At 70.5% G+C, this 14594-nt stretch carries 14 protein-coding genes; 3 read left to right on the top strand and 11 right to left on the bottom strand.

The features are described from left to right. Positions 1-4: 4 nt before the first annotated feature. Entirely contained in the window at positions 5-793 is a 789-nt protein-coding gene (locus tag PcP3B5_RS06355; protein ID WP_061560817.1) for an IclR family transcriptional regulator, read from the bottom strand. Positions 794-894: 101 nt separating this feature from the next. Here PcP3B5_RS06355 and hmgA point away from each other — a divergent pair, with 101 nt between their 5' ends. Together hmgA and fahA are read left to right on the top strand one after the other, a co-directional pair. Continuing rightward, entirely contained in the window at positions 895-2184 is a 1290-nt protein-coding gene (gene hmgA / locus PcP3B5_RS06350; protein ID WP_061560816.1) for a homogentisate 1,2-dioxygenase, read from the top strand. Positions 2185-2188: 4 nt separating this feature from the next. Next, positions 2189-3493, top strand: a complete 1305-nt coding sequence (gene fahA / locus PcP3B5_RS06345) for a fumarylacetoacetase (RefSeq protein WP_061560815.1) — start codon at positions 2189-2191, stop codon at positions 3491-3493. 217 nt (positions 3494-3710) lie between these two features. Here the strand turns inward: fahA and copD are convergent, their stop codons facing one another. The 3 genes from copD to PcP3B5_RS06330 all read right to left on the bottom strand — a co-directional run bounded on the left by copD (position 3711) and on the right by PcP3B5_RS06330 (position 6122). Further along, positions 3711-4571, bottom strand: a complete 861-nt coding sequence (gene copD / locus PcP3B5_RS06340) for a copper homeostasis membrane protein CopD (protein WP_061560814.1) — start codon at positions 4569-4571, stop codon at positions 3711-3713. 19 nt (positions 4572-4590) lie between these two features. After that, positions 4591-4956 carry a copper homeostasis periplasmic binding protein CopC gene (gene copC / locus PcP3B5_RS06335; RefSeq protein WP_061560813.1) on the bottom strand — a complete coding sequence of 122 codons (366 nt, stop codon included), beginning with the start codon at positions 4954-4956 and terminating at the stop codon, positions 4591-4593. Positions 4957-5258: 302 nt separating this feature from the next. Beyond that, a complete protein-coding gene (locus PcP3B5_RS06330) occupies positions 5259-6122 on the bottom strand; it encodes an SDR family NAD(P)-dependent oxidoreductase (protein ID WP_061563208.1) in 864 nt (287 codons plus the stop codon). 160 nt (positions 6123-6282) lie between these two features. Between PcP3B5_RS06330 and PcP3B5_RS06325 the strand changes: the two genes are divergently transcribed. Further along, positions 6283-6975: a Crp/Fnr family transcriptional regulator gene (locus PcP3B5_RS06325; protein WP_009618028.1), complete on the top strand. Its 693-nt coding sequence runs from the start codon at positions 6283-6285 to the stop codon at positions 6973-6975. A gap of 163 nt (positions 6976-7138) precedes the next feature. On the opposite strand, the gene PcP3B5_RS06320 is transcribed toward PcP3B5_RS06325, so the two are convergent. The 7 genes from PcP3B5_RS06320 to PcP3B5_RS06290 form a co-directional block, all read right to left on the bottom strand. Further along, positions 7139-8392, bottom strand: coding sequence for an RNA polymerase sigma factor (locus PcP3B5_RS06320; RefSeq protein WP_082816260.1), 1254 nt, complete (start codon positions 8390-8392; stop codon positions 7139-7141). 9 nt (positions 8393-8401) lie between these two features. After that, positions 8402-8830 carry a YybH family protein gene (locus PcP3B5_RS06315; protein ID WP_061560812.1) on the bottom strand — a complete coding sequence of 143 codons (429 nt, stop codon included), beginning with the start codon at positions 8828-8830 and terminating at the stop codon, positions 8402-8404. Positions 8831-8845: 15 nt separating this feature from the next. Further along, positions 8846-9628 (bottom strand): DUF899 domain-containing protein, encoded by a 783-nt coding sequence (locus tag PcP3B5_RS06310; protein ID WP_082816259.1) that lies wholly within the window; start codon positions 9626-9628, stop codon positions 8846-8848. Positions 9629-9677: 49 nt separating this feature from the next. Continuing rightward, positions 9678-10049 carry a YciI family protein gene (locus PcP3B5_RS06305; protein ID WP_061560811.1) on the bottom strand — a complete coding sequence of 124 codons (372 nt, stop codon included), beginning with the start codon at positions 10047-10049 and terminating at the stop codon, positions 9678-9680. A 104-nt stretch (positions 10050-10153) separates the two neighbouring features. Next, positions 10154-11158 carry a fimbrial protein gene (locus PcP3B5_RS06300; protein WP_061560810.1) on the bottom strand — a complete coding sequence of 335 codons (1005 nt, stop codon included), beginning with the start codon at positions 11156-11158 and terminating at the stop codon, positions 10154-10156. 24 nt (positions 11159-11182) lie between these two features. After that, the gene (locus tag PcP3B5_RS06295) at positions 11183-13792 is read right to left on the bottom strand and encodes a fimbria/pilus outer membrane usher protein (RefSeq protein WP_082816258.1); all 2610 of its coding nucleotides are present in this window, start codon (positions 13790-13792) and stop codon (positions 11183-11185) included. A 47-nt stretch (positions 13793-13839) separates the two neighbouring features. Then, positions 13840-14583 (bottom strand): fimbrial biogenesis chaperone, encoded by a 744-nt coding sequence (locus PcP3B5_RS06290; RefSeq protein WP_043315172.1) that lies wholly within the window; start codon positions 14581-14583, stop codon positions 13840-13842. Between the last annotated feature and the right edge of the window lie 11 nt (positions 14584-14594).

Raw genomic sequence — 14594 nt, 5'->3', positions numbered from 1 at the left:
CGCCCTACTCCGGCCTACGCCCCGCCATCCGCGCGGTGATGGCGGCCGCCGCGTCCTTCAGCAACTCCGCCGCCCGCCCCTGGGTCTCGGCGCGGAAGGCACTCGCCGCCCCCACCACCGTCACCACCCCAGCCAGTTGCTCACCCACCGCGAACACCGGCGCCGACAGCGCATTCACCCCCGGCATCAACAGCCCATGCACATGGTGCAAGCCGGAAGCCCGGATTTCCGCCGTCTGCTTGTGCAGTTCCGCATCGTCCAGCGCACCAGGCATGCCCTTCTCCTCCTCGCGCAGCGGCGCGGTCTCGCCGTCGGGCAGGTAGGCGTTGAACACCAGGCCGGTGGACGAGCCCAATAGAGGCAGCACCGAGCCCACCCGGGTGACCAGGGTCACCGCGCGCAGCGGCTGCTCCACCTGCACCACGGTCGGCCCCTTGTTGCCCCACACGGCGAGGAAGCAGGTTTCGTTCAGCTCGTCGCGCAGCGCGCTCAGGTGCGCCGTGGCGGCGCGCACCACGTCCAGCCGGCCGATGGCGGCCAGGCCGACGAACAGCGCCTCCGGGCCCAGGGCGTAGTGGTTGGTGGCCGCGTCCTGCTCGGCGAAGCCGCTGGCGATCAGCGCCTGCAGGTAGCGGTGGACCTTGGCCGCGGGCATGCCCACGTGCTCGGCCAGGCGCGACAGCGAAGTGGCCGGGGCCAGGTCGGCCAGGCCCTTGAGGATGTCGGTGCCGACTTCGGCGGCCTGCACTTTCTGGCGTTTCGGCGCGTCGCCGGTGTCCCTGGGAATGGCCATGCAATGACTCGTTCGTCGATGGAGGCGCTGTTATAGCTTGACCCCTTCCGGCGTTCAAATTACGTTATTCGTAATTCGATTACAAAAACAACGAGGTCGCCATGTCGTCCGCCGAATCGCTCACCTACCTGTCGGGTTTCAACAACCAGTTCAGCAGCGAAGCCCTGCCCGGCGCCCTGCCCCAGGGGCAGAACTCGCCGCAGCAGGTGCCCTTCGGGCTCTACGCCGAGCAGCTTTCCGGCACCGCCTTCACCGTGCCGCGCAGCGAGGCCCGGCGCACCTGGCTGTACCGCATCAAGCCCTCGGCCAGCCACCCACGCTTCGAGCGCCTGGCGCGGCAGATTCCCGGCCGTGAGCCGGGCCAGGTGAACCCCAACCGCCTGCGCTGGAACCCCCAGGACATCCCCGGCGAGCCCACCGACTTCCTCGACGGCCTGCTGACCCTCGCCGCCACCGCCGACGCCGAGCAGGCCAGCGGCGTCAGCGTGCACCTGTACCGCGCCAACCGCTCCATGGACCGGGTGTTCTACGACGCCGACGGCGAGCTGCTGATCGTCCCGCAGCAGGGCCGCCTGCGCCTGGCCACCGAGCTGGGCCGGCTGGACGTCGAGCCGCTGGAGATCGCGGTGATCCCGCGCGGCATGAAGTTCCGCGTCGAACTGCTGGATGCGACCGCCAGCGGCTACATCTGCGAGAACCACGGCGCCGCCCTGCGCATCCCCGACCTGGGCCCGATCGGCAGCAACGGCCTGGCCAACCCGCGCGACTTCCTCGCCCCGGTGGCCCACTACGAAGACATCGACGCGCCGGTGCAGCTGGTGCAGAAGTTCCTCGGCGAGCTGTGGGCCTGCGAGCTGGACCACTCGCCGCTGGACGTGGTCGCCTGGCACGGCAACAACGTGCCCTACAAGTACGACCTGCGCCTGTTCAACACCCTCGGCACGGTCAGCTACGACCACCCGGACCCGTCGATCTTCACCGTGCTCACCTCGCCCAGCGACACCCACGGCATGGCCAACGTCGACTTCGTGATCTTCCCGCCGCGCTGGATGGTGGCCGAGAACACCTTCCGCCCGCCGTGGTTCCACCGCAACCTGATGAACGAATTCATGGGCCTGCTCCAGGGCGCCTACGACGCCAAGGCCGACGGCTTCGCCCCCGGCGGCGCCTCGCTGCACAACTGCATGAGCGCCCACGGCCCGGACAACGCCAGCACCGTGCAGGCCATCGCCGCCGAGCTGAAACCGCACAAGATCGAAAACACCATGGCCTTCATGTTCGAGACCGGCCGCGTGCTGCGCCCGAGCCGCTACGCTCTCGAATGCCCGCAACTGCAGCGCGACTACGACGCCTGCTGGAGCGGCATGGCCAAGACCTTCCAGAGGAACTGAACCCATGAACCAGGCAGACACCCGCCGCAGCTGGCTCGACTCCGCCAACGGCCACCCCGACTTCCCCCTGCAGAACCTGCCGCTGGGCGTGTTCAGCAGCCCCGGCCGCGAACCGCGTGGCGGCGTGGCCATCGGCGAGCACATCCTCGACCTGAAGGCGGCGCTGGCCGCCGACCTGTTCGAAGCCGAGGCCCGCCACGCCGCCGAAGCCGCCAGCGGCGCCAGCCTCAACGCCTTCTTCGCCCTGGGCGCCGGCCCGCGCCGCGTGCTGCGCGAGCAGTTGCAGGCGTTGCTGGCCGAAGGCAGCCCGCAGCAGGCGCGGATGCAGGAGCTGGGCGCCAGCCTGCTGCCGGCCCAGGCCAACTGCCAGCTGCACCTGCCGGCCCAGGTCGGCGACTACACCGACTTCTACGTCGGCATCCACCACGCCAACAACGTCGGCCGCCTGTTCCGCCCGGACAACCCGCTGCTGCCCAACTACAAGCACGTGCCCATCGGCTACCACGGCCGCGCCTCCACCGTGGTCGCCTCCGGCGCCGCGGTGCGCCGGCCCAACGGCCAGACTCTGGCGCCGGGCGCCGAGGCCCCGGGCTTCGGCCCGAGCAAGCGGCTGGACTACGAACTGGAGCTGGGCATCTGGATCGGCCCGGGCAACGAGATGGGCGAGGCCATCGGCATCGGCCAGGCCGAGCAGCACGTGGCCGGCTACTGCCTGCTCAACGACTGGTCGGCGCGCGACGTGCAGGCCTGGGAATACCAGCCGCTGGGCCCGTTCCTGGCGAAGAACTTCGCCACCAGCGTTTCGCCCTGGGTGGTCACCGCCGAGGCCCTGGCGCCGTTCCGCAAGGCCCAGCCGGCGCGCCCGGAAGGCGACCCGCAGCCGCTGCCCTACCTGCTGGACGAGCACGACCAGGCCCATGGCGCGTTCGACATCCAGTTGGAAGTGCTGCTGCAGACCGCCGCCATGCGCGAGCAGGGCATCGAGCCGCTGCGCCTGGCGCTGAGCAACACGCAGAACATGTACTGGACGGTGGCGCAGATGGTCGCCCACCACAGCGTCGGCGGCTGCAAGCTGCAGGCCGGCGACCTGTTCGGCTCCGGCACCCTCTCCGGGCCCGCGCCGGAAGCCTTCGGCAGCCTGCTGGAGAGCACCTTCGGCGGCAAGCAGCCGCTGCAGCTGCCCGGCGGCGAGCAGCGCACTTTCCTACAGGACGGCGACGAAGTGATCTTCCGCGCCTGGTGCGAACGCGAAGGCTACCCGCGCATCGGCTTCGGCGAGTGCCGCGGAGTCATCCTGCCGGCGCGTTGAAACACCTGTTCGCGGTTATCCGCCGATACACCGGGGCCTCAGCCAACGCTCAGATCAACCCCGGAGCCGCCGGGAACCAAGGCCAAACGGCGGATAACGCCGTAGGCGTTATGCGCCCTACGCCAGGCCCGACCTTGACGTAGGGCGAATAACCGTTCGCGGTTATCCGCCGCCTGACCTTGGCCCCGCATCGCGCGGAGCCAACCTTGGCGTCCCTCTACCCCGCCGGTGACAACGTCCCCAACAACGATACGACGGCCACCGCCGCGAGCCCGCACACCCACTCCAGCACCACGCTGCGCCGCAGCGCCAGCAGGCGCTTCTCACGGAAGGCCAGCGCCACGCGGTTGAGCAGGGCCAGGGCGAGCATCCCCGCCACCAGCAGCAGCTTGATCGTCAGCACCAGCCCGAAGGTGGAAGTGCGCGGGTCCGGCCATTGCCCGACCAGCGCCCAGACGTTCACCAACCCGCTGGCCGCAACCCCGGTCACCAACAGGTAGCCGACGCCGCTGAAGCGCCGCAGCGCCTCGCCATGGGTGGAATCCGGCGCGCGGTACAGCAGCGCCGCCAGCAACAGCAGGCCGCCGAGCCAGGCGCCGGCGCAGAGCAGGTGCAGCGCCTGGTTGAGCATCAGTCCGACACCAGCCCAGCCGTCGAGCATGGCGCCATGGCCCACCGGCGCCAGGCTGGCCAGCACGGCGCCAGACAGCAGCACGCGTAGCGGGTTGTCCACCGACAGCGGCAGGCACAGCGCAACCAGCAGCGCGACGTTCGCCAGCAGGTGCCAGGCCCAGATCTGGCCGAAGAAGGTCTGCCCCAGCACCAGCCGCAGCGTCGGGCCGTCCAGCGCGGCGGACCAGTCGCCGGCCATGCTCGCCGCCACCAGGCCGAGCCAGGCCAGGCCGCTGAACAGCGCCAGCGCGGCGGCGATGCGTTGCCCAGCGAGCACGCGGCCGTCCAGCGCCGCCAGCACGGCGGGCTCCTGGCGGCGCAGCACCGCACGGAACAGCGCCACGCCGAACAGCGTCAGGGTCAGGGAAAGGTGCAGAAAGCGGCAGAAGACCAGGGCGTCATCCATGGCGGATGCGGCTCATGGTTCAGGGCGCGACCTTGAAGGCGTAGCTGCCGTTGCTCTTGTGGGTGTCCACCGAAACGGCGTGCCATTCCACCTTGTACTCGCCGGCGGGCAGCGGCTGGTCGAAGGTCACCACCAGCACCTTGGCGTCGCCCTCGGTGGTGGCGATGCCGGCCACCTTCACGGCCTTGCCGTCGGCGGCGGTGACGGTGACCTTGGTGAACTTCGCCTCGACGCCTTCGGAGAAGGTCAGGCGCAGCTCCTTGGGGGGCGCGGCGGTGCTGTCGGCGGCGGGGGTTTCGCTCTTCAGGTGGGCGTGGGCGAAGACGGCGGGGGCGTTGAGAAGGACAAGCAGGCCAAGGGTGGCGAACAGGGGGGAACGGCGCATGGCGGGACCTCGAATGGATTGCGGCGCCCGGCAGCTTAGCAAAGAGGTTGGGGGTGTAGGGGGTTGGTGCTTGCTGGTGAGTTCGGTGCTGTGGTTTTGCTCCACCCCTCTCCCTAACCCTCTCCCTGAAGGGAGAGGGGACCGTTCGGCATGCTTGGGTACTCCTGAGTCAGCCGGCGAACGCCATTCTCTCCGCCGGCACGGACAAGCCCCCTCTCCCTTCAGGGAGAGGGCTGGGGAGAGGGCGCTCTAGAACCCAACCACCCACTCCCCTGGAAGCACCATTCGCGAGCAAGACAACATCACCCCTGCAACCGACTCACATCCCCCGGATCGATAGACGCCCCAGCCCCCAACGCCTCCCGCTGCTGCGCCAGACGCGCCCCCTCCTGCGCAACCAGCGCAAAAAGCTTCTCCGGATCAGCCTGCCGCAGTTGCAAGGCCAGCTTCTCCATCCCCTCGGCCACCACGATGTCATGCTGCCGCGCAGCCAGGCCGGCGAGGATGGTCTGGGCCGCCACCGCCGGGTCGATGCCGTTGTCGATGTTGGTGTCCGAACGGCCGCGCTGGGTGCCGTTGCCTTCCAGGGAGTTCAGCGCGATGGCGGTGCGCACCGAGCCCGGCAGGATCACGCTGACGCCGATGCCGTAGGCCGCCTCCACTTCCGCGCGCAGCGCCTCGAAGTAGCCGACCACCGCGTGCTTGGCGCCGCAGTAGCCGGTGCGCAGCGGCGCGCCGACCTTGCCGGCCACCGAGCTGACCACCGCCAGTTGCCCGCCGCGCTGTTCCACCAGGCGCGGCAGCAGGGCCTGGGTCAGGGCCACGGGGGCCAGGTAGTCCACTTCCATCAGTTGGCGGTAGACCGCAAGGCCGGTGTCCAGGGCCAGGCTGCGCTGGCTGACGCCGGCGTTGTTCACCAGCAGGTCGATGCGCCCGCGCCAGGCCCAGGCCTGCTCCACCAGGGCCGGCAGGCGCTCGTAGTCGGTGCTTTCGAAGGGCAGCACCAGGGCCCGCTGCGGGGCGCGTCCGGCCAGCGCCTGCAGGGCCTCGACGCGGCGGCCGGAGAGGATCACCTCGGCGCCCTGCTCCAGCAATGCCAGCGCCAGCGCCTCGCCGATGCCGGAAGAGGCGCCGGTTATCCACACTACCTTGGCTGCGAAACTCATCTTGTTGTTCTCCTTGGCCTGCGGGCGCACGCCGCCCGCGTTGCCAGGCAGGCTAGGCCAGCGCGTGGCGCAGGACTGCCGGAAACCCGACAATTGCCATGGCTTGCAGCGGCCGGGCAAGGCGGTCAAAGTGCCTCGACCCACTGCCCGAACCCGCCCCATGACCGACACCGAAGCGCTGCTGCAACAGCTGGACGCCAACCCCTGGTTCGCCCGCCTCGCCCCCGCGGTGCGCCATGCCCTGGCCGCCGAGGGCCGGCGCCTGCGCCTGCGCGCCGGCGAGTTCGTGTTCCGCCAGGGCGACCGCGGCGAGCACTTCCTCACCCTGCTGCAGGGCAAGCTGAAGGCCTCGACCCTGCGCGAGGACGGCAAGGAGGCGATCCTCGCGGTGCTGGAGCCCGGCCACTGGTTCGGCGAGGCCTCGATGCTCGACGGCCTGCCGCGCACCCACGACGTGCTCGCCAGCCGCGACAGCGAGGTGCTGGGCGTGGACCAGGCGACCTTCGACCGGCTGATGCTCGACAACGGCTTCGCCCGCGCCGTCTGCGTGCTCCAGGCGCAGCACACGCGCCTGGTCTACCGCCTGCTGGAAGACGCCATGCTGCGCTCCACCCGCGCCCGCATCGCCAGCCGCCTGGAACAGCTGGCGCGCGGCGACGGCAGCATCGACGGCGAGCAGCGCCAGCTGGTGCGCATCAGCCAGGACGAGCTGGCGATGATGCTCGGCATCAGCCGCCAGACGCTGTCCCTGGAACTGCGCGAGCTGGTGGCCGGCGGCGCGCTGGAGCTGGGCTACCGGCAACTGCGCATCGTCTCGCTGGAGCGGCTGCGGGAGATGGCGGCGCAAACGTAAATGATGGGCTGGGCATAGGGCGTATAACCGTTCGCGGTTATCCGCCGTTTGGCCCAGGTCACAGCCACGCCAAGGTCAGCCTTGGAGCCGCCTGGACCACGGTCAAACGGCGGATAACGCCGTAGGCGTTATGCGCCCTACGTCGTGGTCGGGCTTGGCGCGGTTACGTTTCCAACTCTCGCAGGCGCTGTTCGAGGAAGCGTCGTTCCGGTTCCAGGCGCGTCAGCGCCAGTGCGCGCTGGTAGGCCTCGCGGGCTTCGGCGGGGCGGTCCAGGCGTCGGCAGAAGTCGGCGCGGGCGGCGTGGGCCAGGTGGTAGTCGGCCAGTTCGCCGCGGGCGAGGATGGCGTCCACCGCTGCCAGCCCGGCCTCGGGGCCGTCGTGCATGGCCAGGGCCACGGCGCGGTTGAGTTCCACCACCGGCGAGGGCTGCAGTTGCAGCAGCGCGTCGTACAGCGCCACCATCCGCGGCCAGTCGGTGCTGGCCAGGTCCGCCGCCTCGGCGTGCACCGCGGCCAGGGCCGCCTGCAAGGTGTAGGAACCGAAGCGGCGGCTGGCCAGGGCCAGGCCGACCAGGCGCTGGCCCTCGGCGATCAGCCCGGCGTCCCAGCGCGAGCGGTCCTGATGCTCCAGCAGCACCAGCTCGCCGTGCTCGTCGCTGCGCGCGGCGCGCCGCGACTCCTGCAACAGCATCAGCGCCAGCAGGCCCAGCACTTCCGGCTCCGGCAGCAGCTCCAGCAGTTGCCGGCCCAGGCGGATGGCCTCGGCGGAAAGCTCGGCGCGGGTCAGGGATTCGCCGCTGGAGGCCGCATAGCCCTCGTTGAACACCAGGTACACCACGCGCAACACGCTGGCCAGGCGCTGCGGCAACTCGGCCGGCTCCGGCACCTGGTAGGGAATGCGCGCATCGCGAATCTTCTGCTTGGCGCGGACGATGCGCTGGGCGATGGTCGCGGGCTGCACCAGAAAGGCCCGGGCGATTTCCTCGGTGCGCAGGTCGCAGACTTCGCGCAGGGTCAGCGCCACCTGGGCGTCGGCGGCCAGCGCCGGGTGGCAGCAGGTGAACACCAGGCGCAGGCGGTCGTCCTCCAGCCCCTCGTACTCGGCCTCCTCCTCGCCCTGGGCGTCGATCTCCAGCTGGCGGGCGATCTGCTCCAGCGAGGCGTCGAAGCGCACCCGCCGGCGCAGATGGTCGATGGCCTTGAAGCGCCCGGCGGAGACCAGCCAGGCCCGCGGGTTGTGCGGCAGGCCATCGCGCCCCCACTGCTCCACGGCGGCGGCGAAGGCGTCGTGCAACGCCTCCTCGGCGCGGTCGAAGTCGCCCAGCAGGCGGATCAGCGTGGCCAGCACGCGCCGCGATTCGCGGCGGTAGATTTCATCCACCGTATCGCGCAGCGAAGGCGGCGCGTAGTCATGCATGCGGCCGGCTCATGGCTGGGCGTCGAACAGCAGTTGCCCGGTGTGCATGTCGAAGGGAATGGAGAAATGCTCGTGGACGATCTTCCACTCCCCGTCCACCCGCCGCAGGCCGAAGCTCGCCCGCACCCAGGAGGCCTTCTCCTCGCCCTTCTCGTCCTTGCCGCCGCAGTACGACAGGTAGTGGCCGAAGGCGACGTCGCCGCCCTGCTCCACCGCCAGGTGGTGGCGCTCGAAACGCGTCTGCTGGCAGGCCTGCAGGCAGGCGCGCCAGTGCTGCGCGTAGGCCTCGCGGCCGACGAACTGCAGTTGAGCCACGGCGTCGAAGGCCAGCACGTCGTCGCTGTAGTGGCGGACGATGGCCGCCACGTCGCCGGCCTGTACCGCTTCCAGCCAGCCGTCCAGCAGGCGCTGGATGGCCGGGTCGATGGGACTTCCCATGGCGATTCCTCCTCTTCAGGATGCGCAGCAGCCATGCGGCGGTTGCTCGTCGTCGTAGCGGTCATGGTAGCGCAGCCAGTTCATGCCCTTGCCGTCGAGGTCGGCCATGCCGCCCCAGCCCTCGCCGCGGCCCAGGGGCGTGAGGTCGAGCAGGTGGTAGGTGAACAGCGGCGCCTCCAGCCCGCGGCCGTAGGCGGAGTAGCTGTGGTAGACGCTATCGCCGTCGCGCAGGAACACGCTCATCCCCGGCTGCTCGCCCTGGATGTGGTAGTCCTGGCCCAGGCGCCGCAGCTCGTCCAGGTCGCGGTAGTTGTATTCGATCGGCGCCACCTTCTCGTCGAGGGTGACGTGGAAGTCGTAGTTGAAGTCGCTGCCGAAGGACGAATACCAGGGCAGCCGCCAGCCCATGCGCGCGCGGAACGGCGCGATCTCCGCCAGCGGCGCGCGGGACACCAGGGCCAGGGTGGTGCCGCGGGCGTGCAGGTGCTCCAGGCGGCCGAGGTTGTCGACCAGGAAGGAGCAGCCCTCGCAACCCTCGCCGCGGTCGCGGTGGAACATGAAGTGGTAGACGATCAGCTGCGGCCGGCCCTCGAACAGGTCGAGCAGGCGCAGCGGGCCGCTGGGGCCTTCGAAGCGGTAGTCCTTGTCGATGCGCACCAGCGGCAGCTTGCGCCGCTCGGCGTTGAGGGCGTCGCGGGCGTGGGTGGCCTCGCGCTCCAGCTGCCACAGGCGCTTGCGCGCGGCCAGCCAGTCTTCGCGGGGCACCACGGGCGGCAGGGTGAAGTTGTCGATGCTCATGCTTGGCTCTCCTCTTCGCGCGGCTCGCCGCCGCGGCGGATGGCGGGGCTCAGCCCTGGGCGGCGAAGTGCTGCTCCCAGTCGCGGATCGGCCGCACCTCGATGCAGCCCAGGCGCCCCGGCGGGATCTTCGCGGCGATCTGGATGGCCTCGTTGAGGTCGCGCGCCTCGATCAGGTAGAAGCCGCCGAGCTGCTCGCGGGTCTCGGCGAAGGGCCCGTCGGTGACCGACAGCTGGCCGTCGCGGTGGCGCAGGGTGGTGGCGTTCTCCACCGACTGCAGGGCCTCCACCGCCAGCAGCTGGCCGCGCTCGCGCAGCTGCTGCTCGTAGCCCAGGCACTCTTCCACCACGGCGCGGTAGTCATGGGCGGGCAGCTGCGCGGCGGCTTTCTCGTCCAGGTAGATCAGGCACAGGTATTTCATCCTCGGCTCCTCCGGCGGTGGGACGCAGATACCTATAGTCGCGCCAGGCCGGAGGGGATCGACAGCAGGTCGGTTTTATCCCCCGCCAACGGACGAACGGTCGCTCATTCGTAGGTCATGGTGAAGGTCGCGGTGACCGCCACCTGCCCGCCCGTCACCGTGCTGGCGGTCTTGTAGTACTTGGCCGCCAGCGGGATGCTCACCGCCTGGCCGGCGCCCGTGGTGGTGGTCTGCAGCGCGCGGGTGGCCAGGGGCTGCACCAGGGTGCTGCTGACGTCGCCATAGAACAGTTGGACGCCGACGCCGCCGGCCATGCCGGCGCCGCTGGCGTTGTCGAGGACCTGGTTGCCGCTGCTGGCGCCGTCGATGCGGTACCAGACCTGCACCCCGCTGTCGCAGCGCAGGTTGATGTGGAAGGCGCGGGCCTTGCCGTTGTCGGCCAGCACGCCGGGGCCGGCGGGGAAGTCGCTCTTGAGCACGGTCGGCAGCGGCACGGTGATGCCCTGGCTGTCGGGGTTGATCTCGCAGGCCCGCGAGGTGACCGCGGTGGCGCCGGTGAAGGTCAGCTGCGCCACCTGCAGGTTCTGGTACGACACCGTGGAGGTGCCGCTGACCTGCAGTTGGCCGCCGTTGAGGATCGGCCCGGTCTTCACCAGGCGCACCCACCAGGAGTTCTTCAGCGGGTACTGGGTGGCGCTCACCGGCCAGGCCAGGCTGGCGATGGGCGTCACGTTGTTGTAGTTCGGGTTGCAGTTGGCGTTGTTGCACCAGTAGACCGAGATGCCGATGCCGTCGATGTTGGTCTTGAACACCGAGGGGTAGCCGCTGCTGTTGGTGAAGCCCGGCACCGCCGCGCCGATGCCGCCGGCCAGCACGCCGGAGACGACGCCGGTGCTGTTGCAGCTGATGTTGTTGCCGCTGGCGGAGACCCAGCCGCTGCTCCACAGCTCGGTGTTCGGCGTGGCGTCTACGGGCACGCTGATGGTCGCCGGCAGGCTGATGTTCAGCTGCGAGGTCATGTAGCCGGAGTCGAAGCTGCAGCTCGCCCAGGCCATGGTCGACAGGCCGCCGAGCAACAGCAGCAGGCAGAACAGGAAAATCTTCTTCATGGATACCTCGTCGAACGCGGCCGCCTAGCGGGCCGCCAGTTCACCGCCGGCGGACGGGCGCACGCACACCGCCTCGGCCTGCAGGAAGGGTTTGCCGTCGCCGGCCGCGGCCGGCACCTGGTAGCGCGCCCGGCATTGCCGCTGCGGGCCATCGCCCCAGCGCACCTGCAGCTCGCCGCTGGTGTCGCGCAGGCGCAGGAACACCCGGCTGCCCTGGCCCACCAGGGTCAGGCTATTGCCCTGGGCGTCGAGCACCTCGGCGCCTACCGGCAGGCTGTTGCCCTGCTCGTCCAGCAGGCGCAGCAGCAGCGGCTGGCCGCTGACGGTGGGGTACTTGAGCATCACCACCGCGCCGTAGCGCGGCGCCACGTTCTGCGCGGTGGTCTGCAGCTCGACGTCGTCGGGCAGGCCCTTGGGGTCGAGCGCCACCTGGTTCTCGCGGTAGGGCATCAGGCTGGAGACCACCCCGTAGCCGTTGCCGCCGACCGCGCCGCCGCTGCTGTTGACCAGCGCCGCGCCGGCCGCGCCCCTGGCCTCGATCACCGCGCGGGTCTCGCCCTGGGCCTGGCTGAAGTTGATCCCGCCCGGGTGCGCCACCACGCTGCCGGACAGGCCCAGGCCGTACTGGTGGTAGCCCTCGCCTTCGCTGTAGCTGGCCGACAGGTTGGTCTGCGGCGCGCGGTACTGCACGTTGGCGCCGCCGGTGTTGCTGCTCTGCCCGTCGATGCGGCTGCGCGAGCCGTACACGCCGTAGCTGAACTGGTTGTAGTCGCCCAGCGAGCCGGCCACGCTCAGTTGGCTGTTGATATCGCCGTTGCTGTTGCGCGTGGTGGTGCTGTTCAGGTACGGCGCGTGGCTGGAGCGCCCCAGCGGCAGCGACAGGTTGAGCATGTACTGGGTGTCGGTCTCGCCGGACAGCGCGCGGGTGCGGTTGGCCGACAGGCTCAGGCTGCCCCAGCTGAAGCTGTTGGAGTAGCCGGCCTGGTAACTCATGTCGCTGCCCTTGCCGGTGTTCCAGTAGTTCTGCGCCGAACCGCTCAGGTACAGGCTGCCCAGGCGTTCGCCCAGGGGCTGGCTGAGGTTGACCTGAAAGCGGTTGCGCTGGCGCCAGGCGACGTAGTTGGCGTCTTCCGGCGAGCGCGCGTAGGCGAAGTCGGCGAAGTTCAGGTAGCCGTCGCTGGAGAAGCGGTAGGCCGCCACCGCGAAGTTGGTGCGGGTGGACTCCAGCAGCTTGCTGTAGCTCAGGCGGAAGCTCTGGCCGCTGGCGCTGCCGCCCTGGTCGCCGGCCTTCAGGCCGCTGGCGTGGGACTGGGTGACGTCGAAGGCGAAGGCGCCCACCGGCGTGCTCAGGGCCAGGCCGCCCTGCAGCGCCAGGTAGTTCTCCGCGACTATGCTGCCGGTGTAGCCGGTCCACAGGTTGGAGATGCCGCGCTGGTAGGTGCCCTGGACGAAGTTCGGGGTGTCGTCCAGGCGGTCGTCGCGGTACTTGCCGGCGGTGACGCTGTAGCGCGACACGCCCGGGCGCAGCAGCTGCGCGACGCTGGCGAAGGGCACGGTGAACTGGCGCACGCGGCCGTCGGCCTCGGTCACCGTCACTTCCAGGTCGCCGGCGTAGCCGGAGTTGTACAGGTCGTCGATGACGAAGGGCCCGGGCGCCACGCTGGTTTCGTAGAGGACGTTGCCGCCCTGGCGCACCGTGACCTTGGCGTTGGTCTCGGCGGTGCCGCGGATGGCCGGGGCGAAGCCGCGCTGCGAGTCGGGCAGCATGCGGTCGTCCGAGGCCAGCTGGACGCCGCTGTAGGGCACGCTGTCGAACAGGTCGGCGGGGGTGAAGTATTCGCCCAGGGTCAGCTGCGATTTCAACGCGGTGACGTCGCGCTGGGCGTAGCTGCTGATCGCGTCGTAGTGCCGCGTGCTCTTCTGCCGGTCGCCCTGGCTCTGGCTGTAGCTGCCGTTGTGGCGCAGGCGCCAGTCGCCCAGGTTGAGCCCGGCGTTGAGGCCGGCGTAGTACTGGTCCTGGGTGCCGCCGGCCTCGGTGCGGTAGGCGTTGGCGTTGTAGTCGACGAAGGCCGCGGTGACGCCGCGGTCCCAGTCGCGCGGGTCGACGTAGCCGCGCGACACCCGGCCCAGGTAGGCCTGGGGAATGCTCAGGTCCAGGCGCAGGTCGCCCTGGACGAAGTCCGCGCGGGCGCCGGGCACCAGGCGCACCACGTCCACGCAGTCGGCGTCCTCCAGGGCACGCGCGGTGGCCTTGGCGTCCGGCAGCCGGGCGCTGTCCAGGCCCAGGGCCGGCAACTGGCTGCGCTTGAAGCAGTAGCTGGGCGGGGCGTCGCCCTCGCCGCCGCGCACCCGCAGTTCCTGGCGGCCGGTCCAGGTCTGGTTGACGTAGACGTCCACCCGGTAGCTGCCCGGGGTGACCGGATTGCCGTGCTCGTAGCGCGTGACGTCCAGCGGGCGGCCGTCGGGGCCGCGCAGGAAGGCCGGGTTGAAGGCGGCATAGAGCGCGTCCTCGGCGGCCCGCGGCGCGTCCGCCGGGAAGGCGGCCCAGGCCGCGGCGATGGCCAGGGCCAGCGGCCCCGGGCACGGCCAGGCGCGCCGGCGCGCGGCCGGAATACGGCGGGAATGACGAGACATCGATGTACCTTGTCGGATCGGCCCTCGCGCGCCAGGCGCGGCCGGGGTCAATGCAGGCTGGCGGTTCGTTCCGGGGCGGCGCCGTAGTCGCTCATCCAGCGGTAGCGCACCTGCCCGGCGCCCGTACCGCCGGCGAAGCCGTCGAGGGCGAAGGTCTGGCTGGCGAAGGGCGCGATCATCCCGCCCGCCGCCTTGTAGTCGCGGCCGCCCTGGACTAGGGTCAGGCCGCTGTAGGACAGGTGGTAGGGGCTGGAATTGTCGCCGCGCAGGGCATAGCCCGCGCCCTGGCGCACCAGCTGCCAGCGCACCTGGCCCACCGCGCTGCCCACGTCGCCGGGCAGCCCGGCCGGCCGGTAGAACAGCTTCAGCCGCGAGCGCACGGCGATCTGCATGTAGTTGGCCTCGGCGCCCTGGGGCATGGGCGGCACTTCCAGGGCGTTGAACCAGAACAGCGACTCGCGGTCCTGCGGCAGCTTCTCGCCGGTGAACATCAGGCGCACGCTCTGGCCCTTCTGCGGGTCCAGGCGGAAGATCGGCGGCGTGATGAGGAAGGGCGCGTTGGCAGTCTGCGGCGTGGAGCGTTCGTCGCCGCGGTCGGCCCAGACCTGCATCAGCACCGGCTGTTTGCCCTGGTTGGTCAGGCGCAGGGTGACCTCGCGTTCCTTCGCCGGGTAGATCACCCGCGTGCCGTCGATGACCACCCCGGCGCGGGCCAGGGGCGCGCCGAAGGCGAGCAGCAGGAGGCCGGCCAGCAGCCAGGCCGGCCGCAGCGAGGGGAAGACTTGTTTCATGGGTACCTCGA

Origin of the sequence: Pseudomonas citronellolis, from assembly GCF_001586155.1 — a bacterium.
Classification (GTDB): domain Bacteria; phylum Pseudomonadota; class Gammaproteobacteria; order Pseudomonadales; family Pseudomonadaceae; genus Pseudomonas; species Pseudomonas citronellolis.
This window is presented reverse-complemented; position numbering and strand designations above follow the sequence as displayed.

Bases quoted from the DNA above. Each gene is read 5' to 3' on its own strand.
- PcP3B5_RS06355 (WP_061560817.1), bottom strand. From the start codon at position 793: ATGGCCATTCCCAGGGACACCGGCGACGCGCCGAAACGCCAGAAAGTG.
- hmgA (WP_061560816.1), top strand. From the start codon at position 895: ATGTCGTCCGCCGAATCGCTCACCTACCTGTCGGGTTTCAACAACCAG.
- fahA (WP_061560815.1), top strand. From the start codon at position 2,189: ATGAACCAGGCAGACACCCGCCGCAGCTGGCTCGACTCCGCCAACGGC.
- copD (WP_061560814.1), bottom strand. From the start codon at position 4,571: ATGGATGACGCCCTGGTCTTCTGCCGCTTTCTGCACCTTTCCCTGACC.
- copC (WP_061560813.1), bottom strand. From the start codon at position 4,956: ATGCGCCGTTCCCCCCTGTTCGCCACCCTTGGCCTGCTTGTCCTTCTC.
- PcP3B5_RS06330 (WP_061563208.1), bottom strand. From the start codon at position 6,122: ATGAGTTTCGCAGCCAAGGTAGTGTGGATAACCGGCGCCTCTTCCGGC.
- PcP3B5_RS06325 (WP_009618028.1), top strand. From the start codon at position 6,283: ATGACCGACACCGAAGCGCTGCTGCAACAGCTGGACGCCAACCCCTGG.
- PcP3B5_RS06320 (WP_082816260.1), bottom strand. From the start codon at position 8,392: ATGCATGACTACGCGCCGCCTTCGCTGCGCGATACGGTGGATGAAATC.
- PcP3B5_RS06315 (WP_061560812.1), bottom strand. From the start codon at position 8,830: ATGGGAAGTCCCATCGACCCGGCCATCCAGCGCCTGCTGGACGGCTGG.
- PcP3B5_RS06310 (WP_082816259.1), bottom strand. From the start codon at position 9,628: ATGAGCATCGACAACTTCACCCTGCCGCCCGTGGTGCCCCGCGAAGAC.
- PcP3B5_RS06305 (WP_061560811.1), bottom strand. From the start codon at position 10,049: ATGAAATACCTGTGCCTGATCTACCTGGACGAGAAAGCCGCCGCGCAG.
- PcP3B5_RS06300 (WP_061560810.1), bottom strand. From the start codon at position 11,158: ATGAAGAAGATTTTCCTGTTCTGCCTGCTGCTGTTGCTCGGCGGCCTG.
- PcP3B5_RS06295 (WP_082816258.1), bottom strand. From the start codon at position 13,792: ATGTCTCGTCATTCCCGCCGTATTCCGGCCGCGCGCCGGCGCGCCTGG.
- PcP3B5_RS06290 (WP_043315172.1), bottom strand. From the start codon at position 14,583: ATGAAACAAGTCTTCCCCTCGCTGCGGCCGGCCTGGCTGCTGGCCGGC.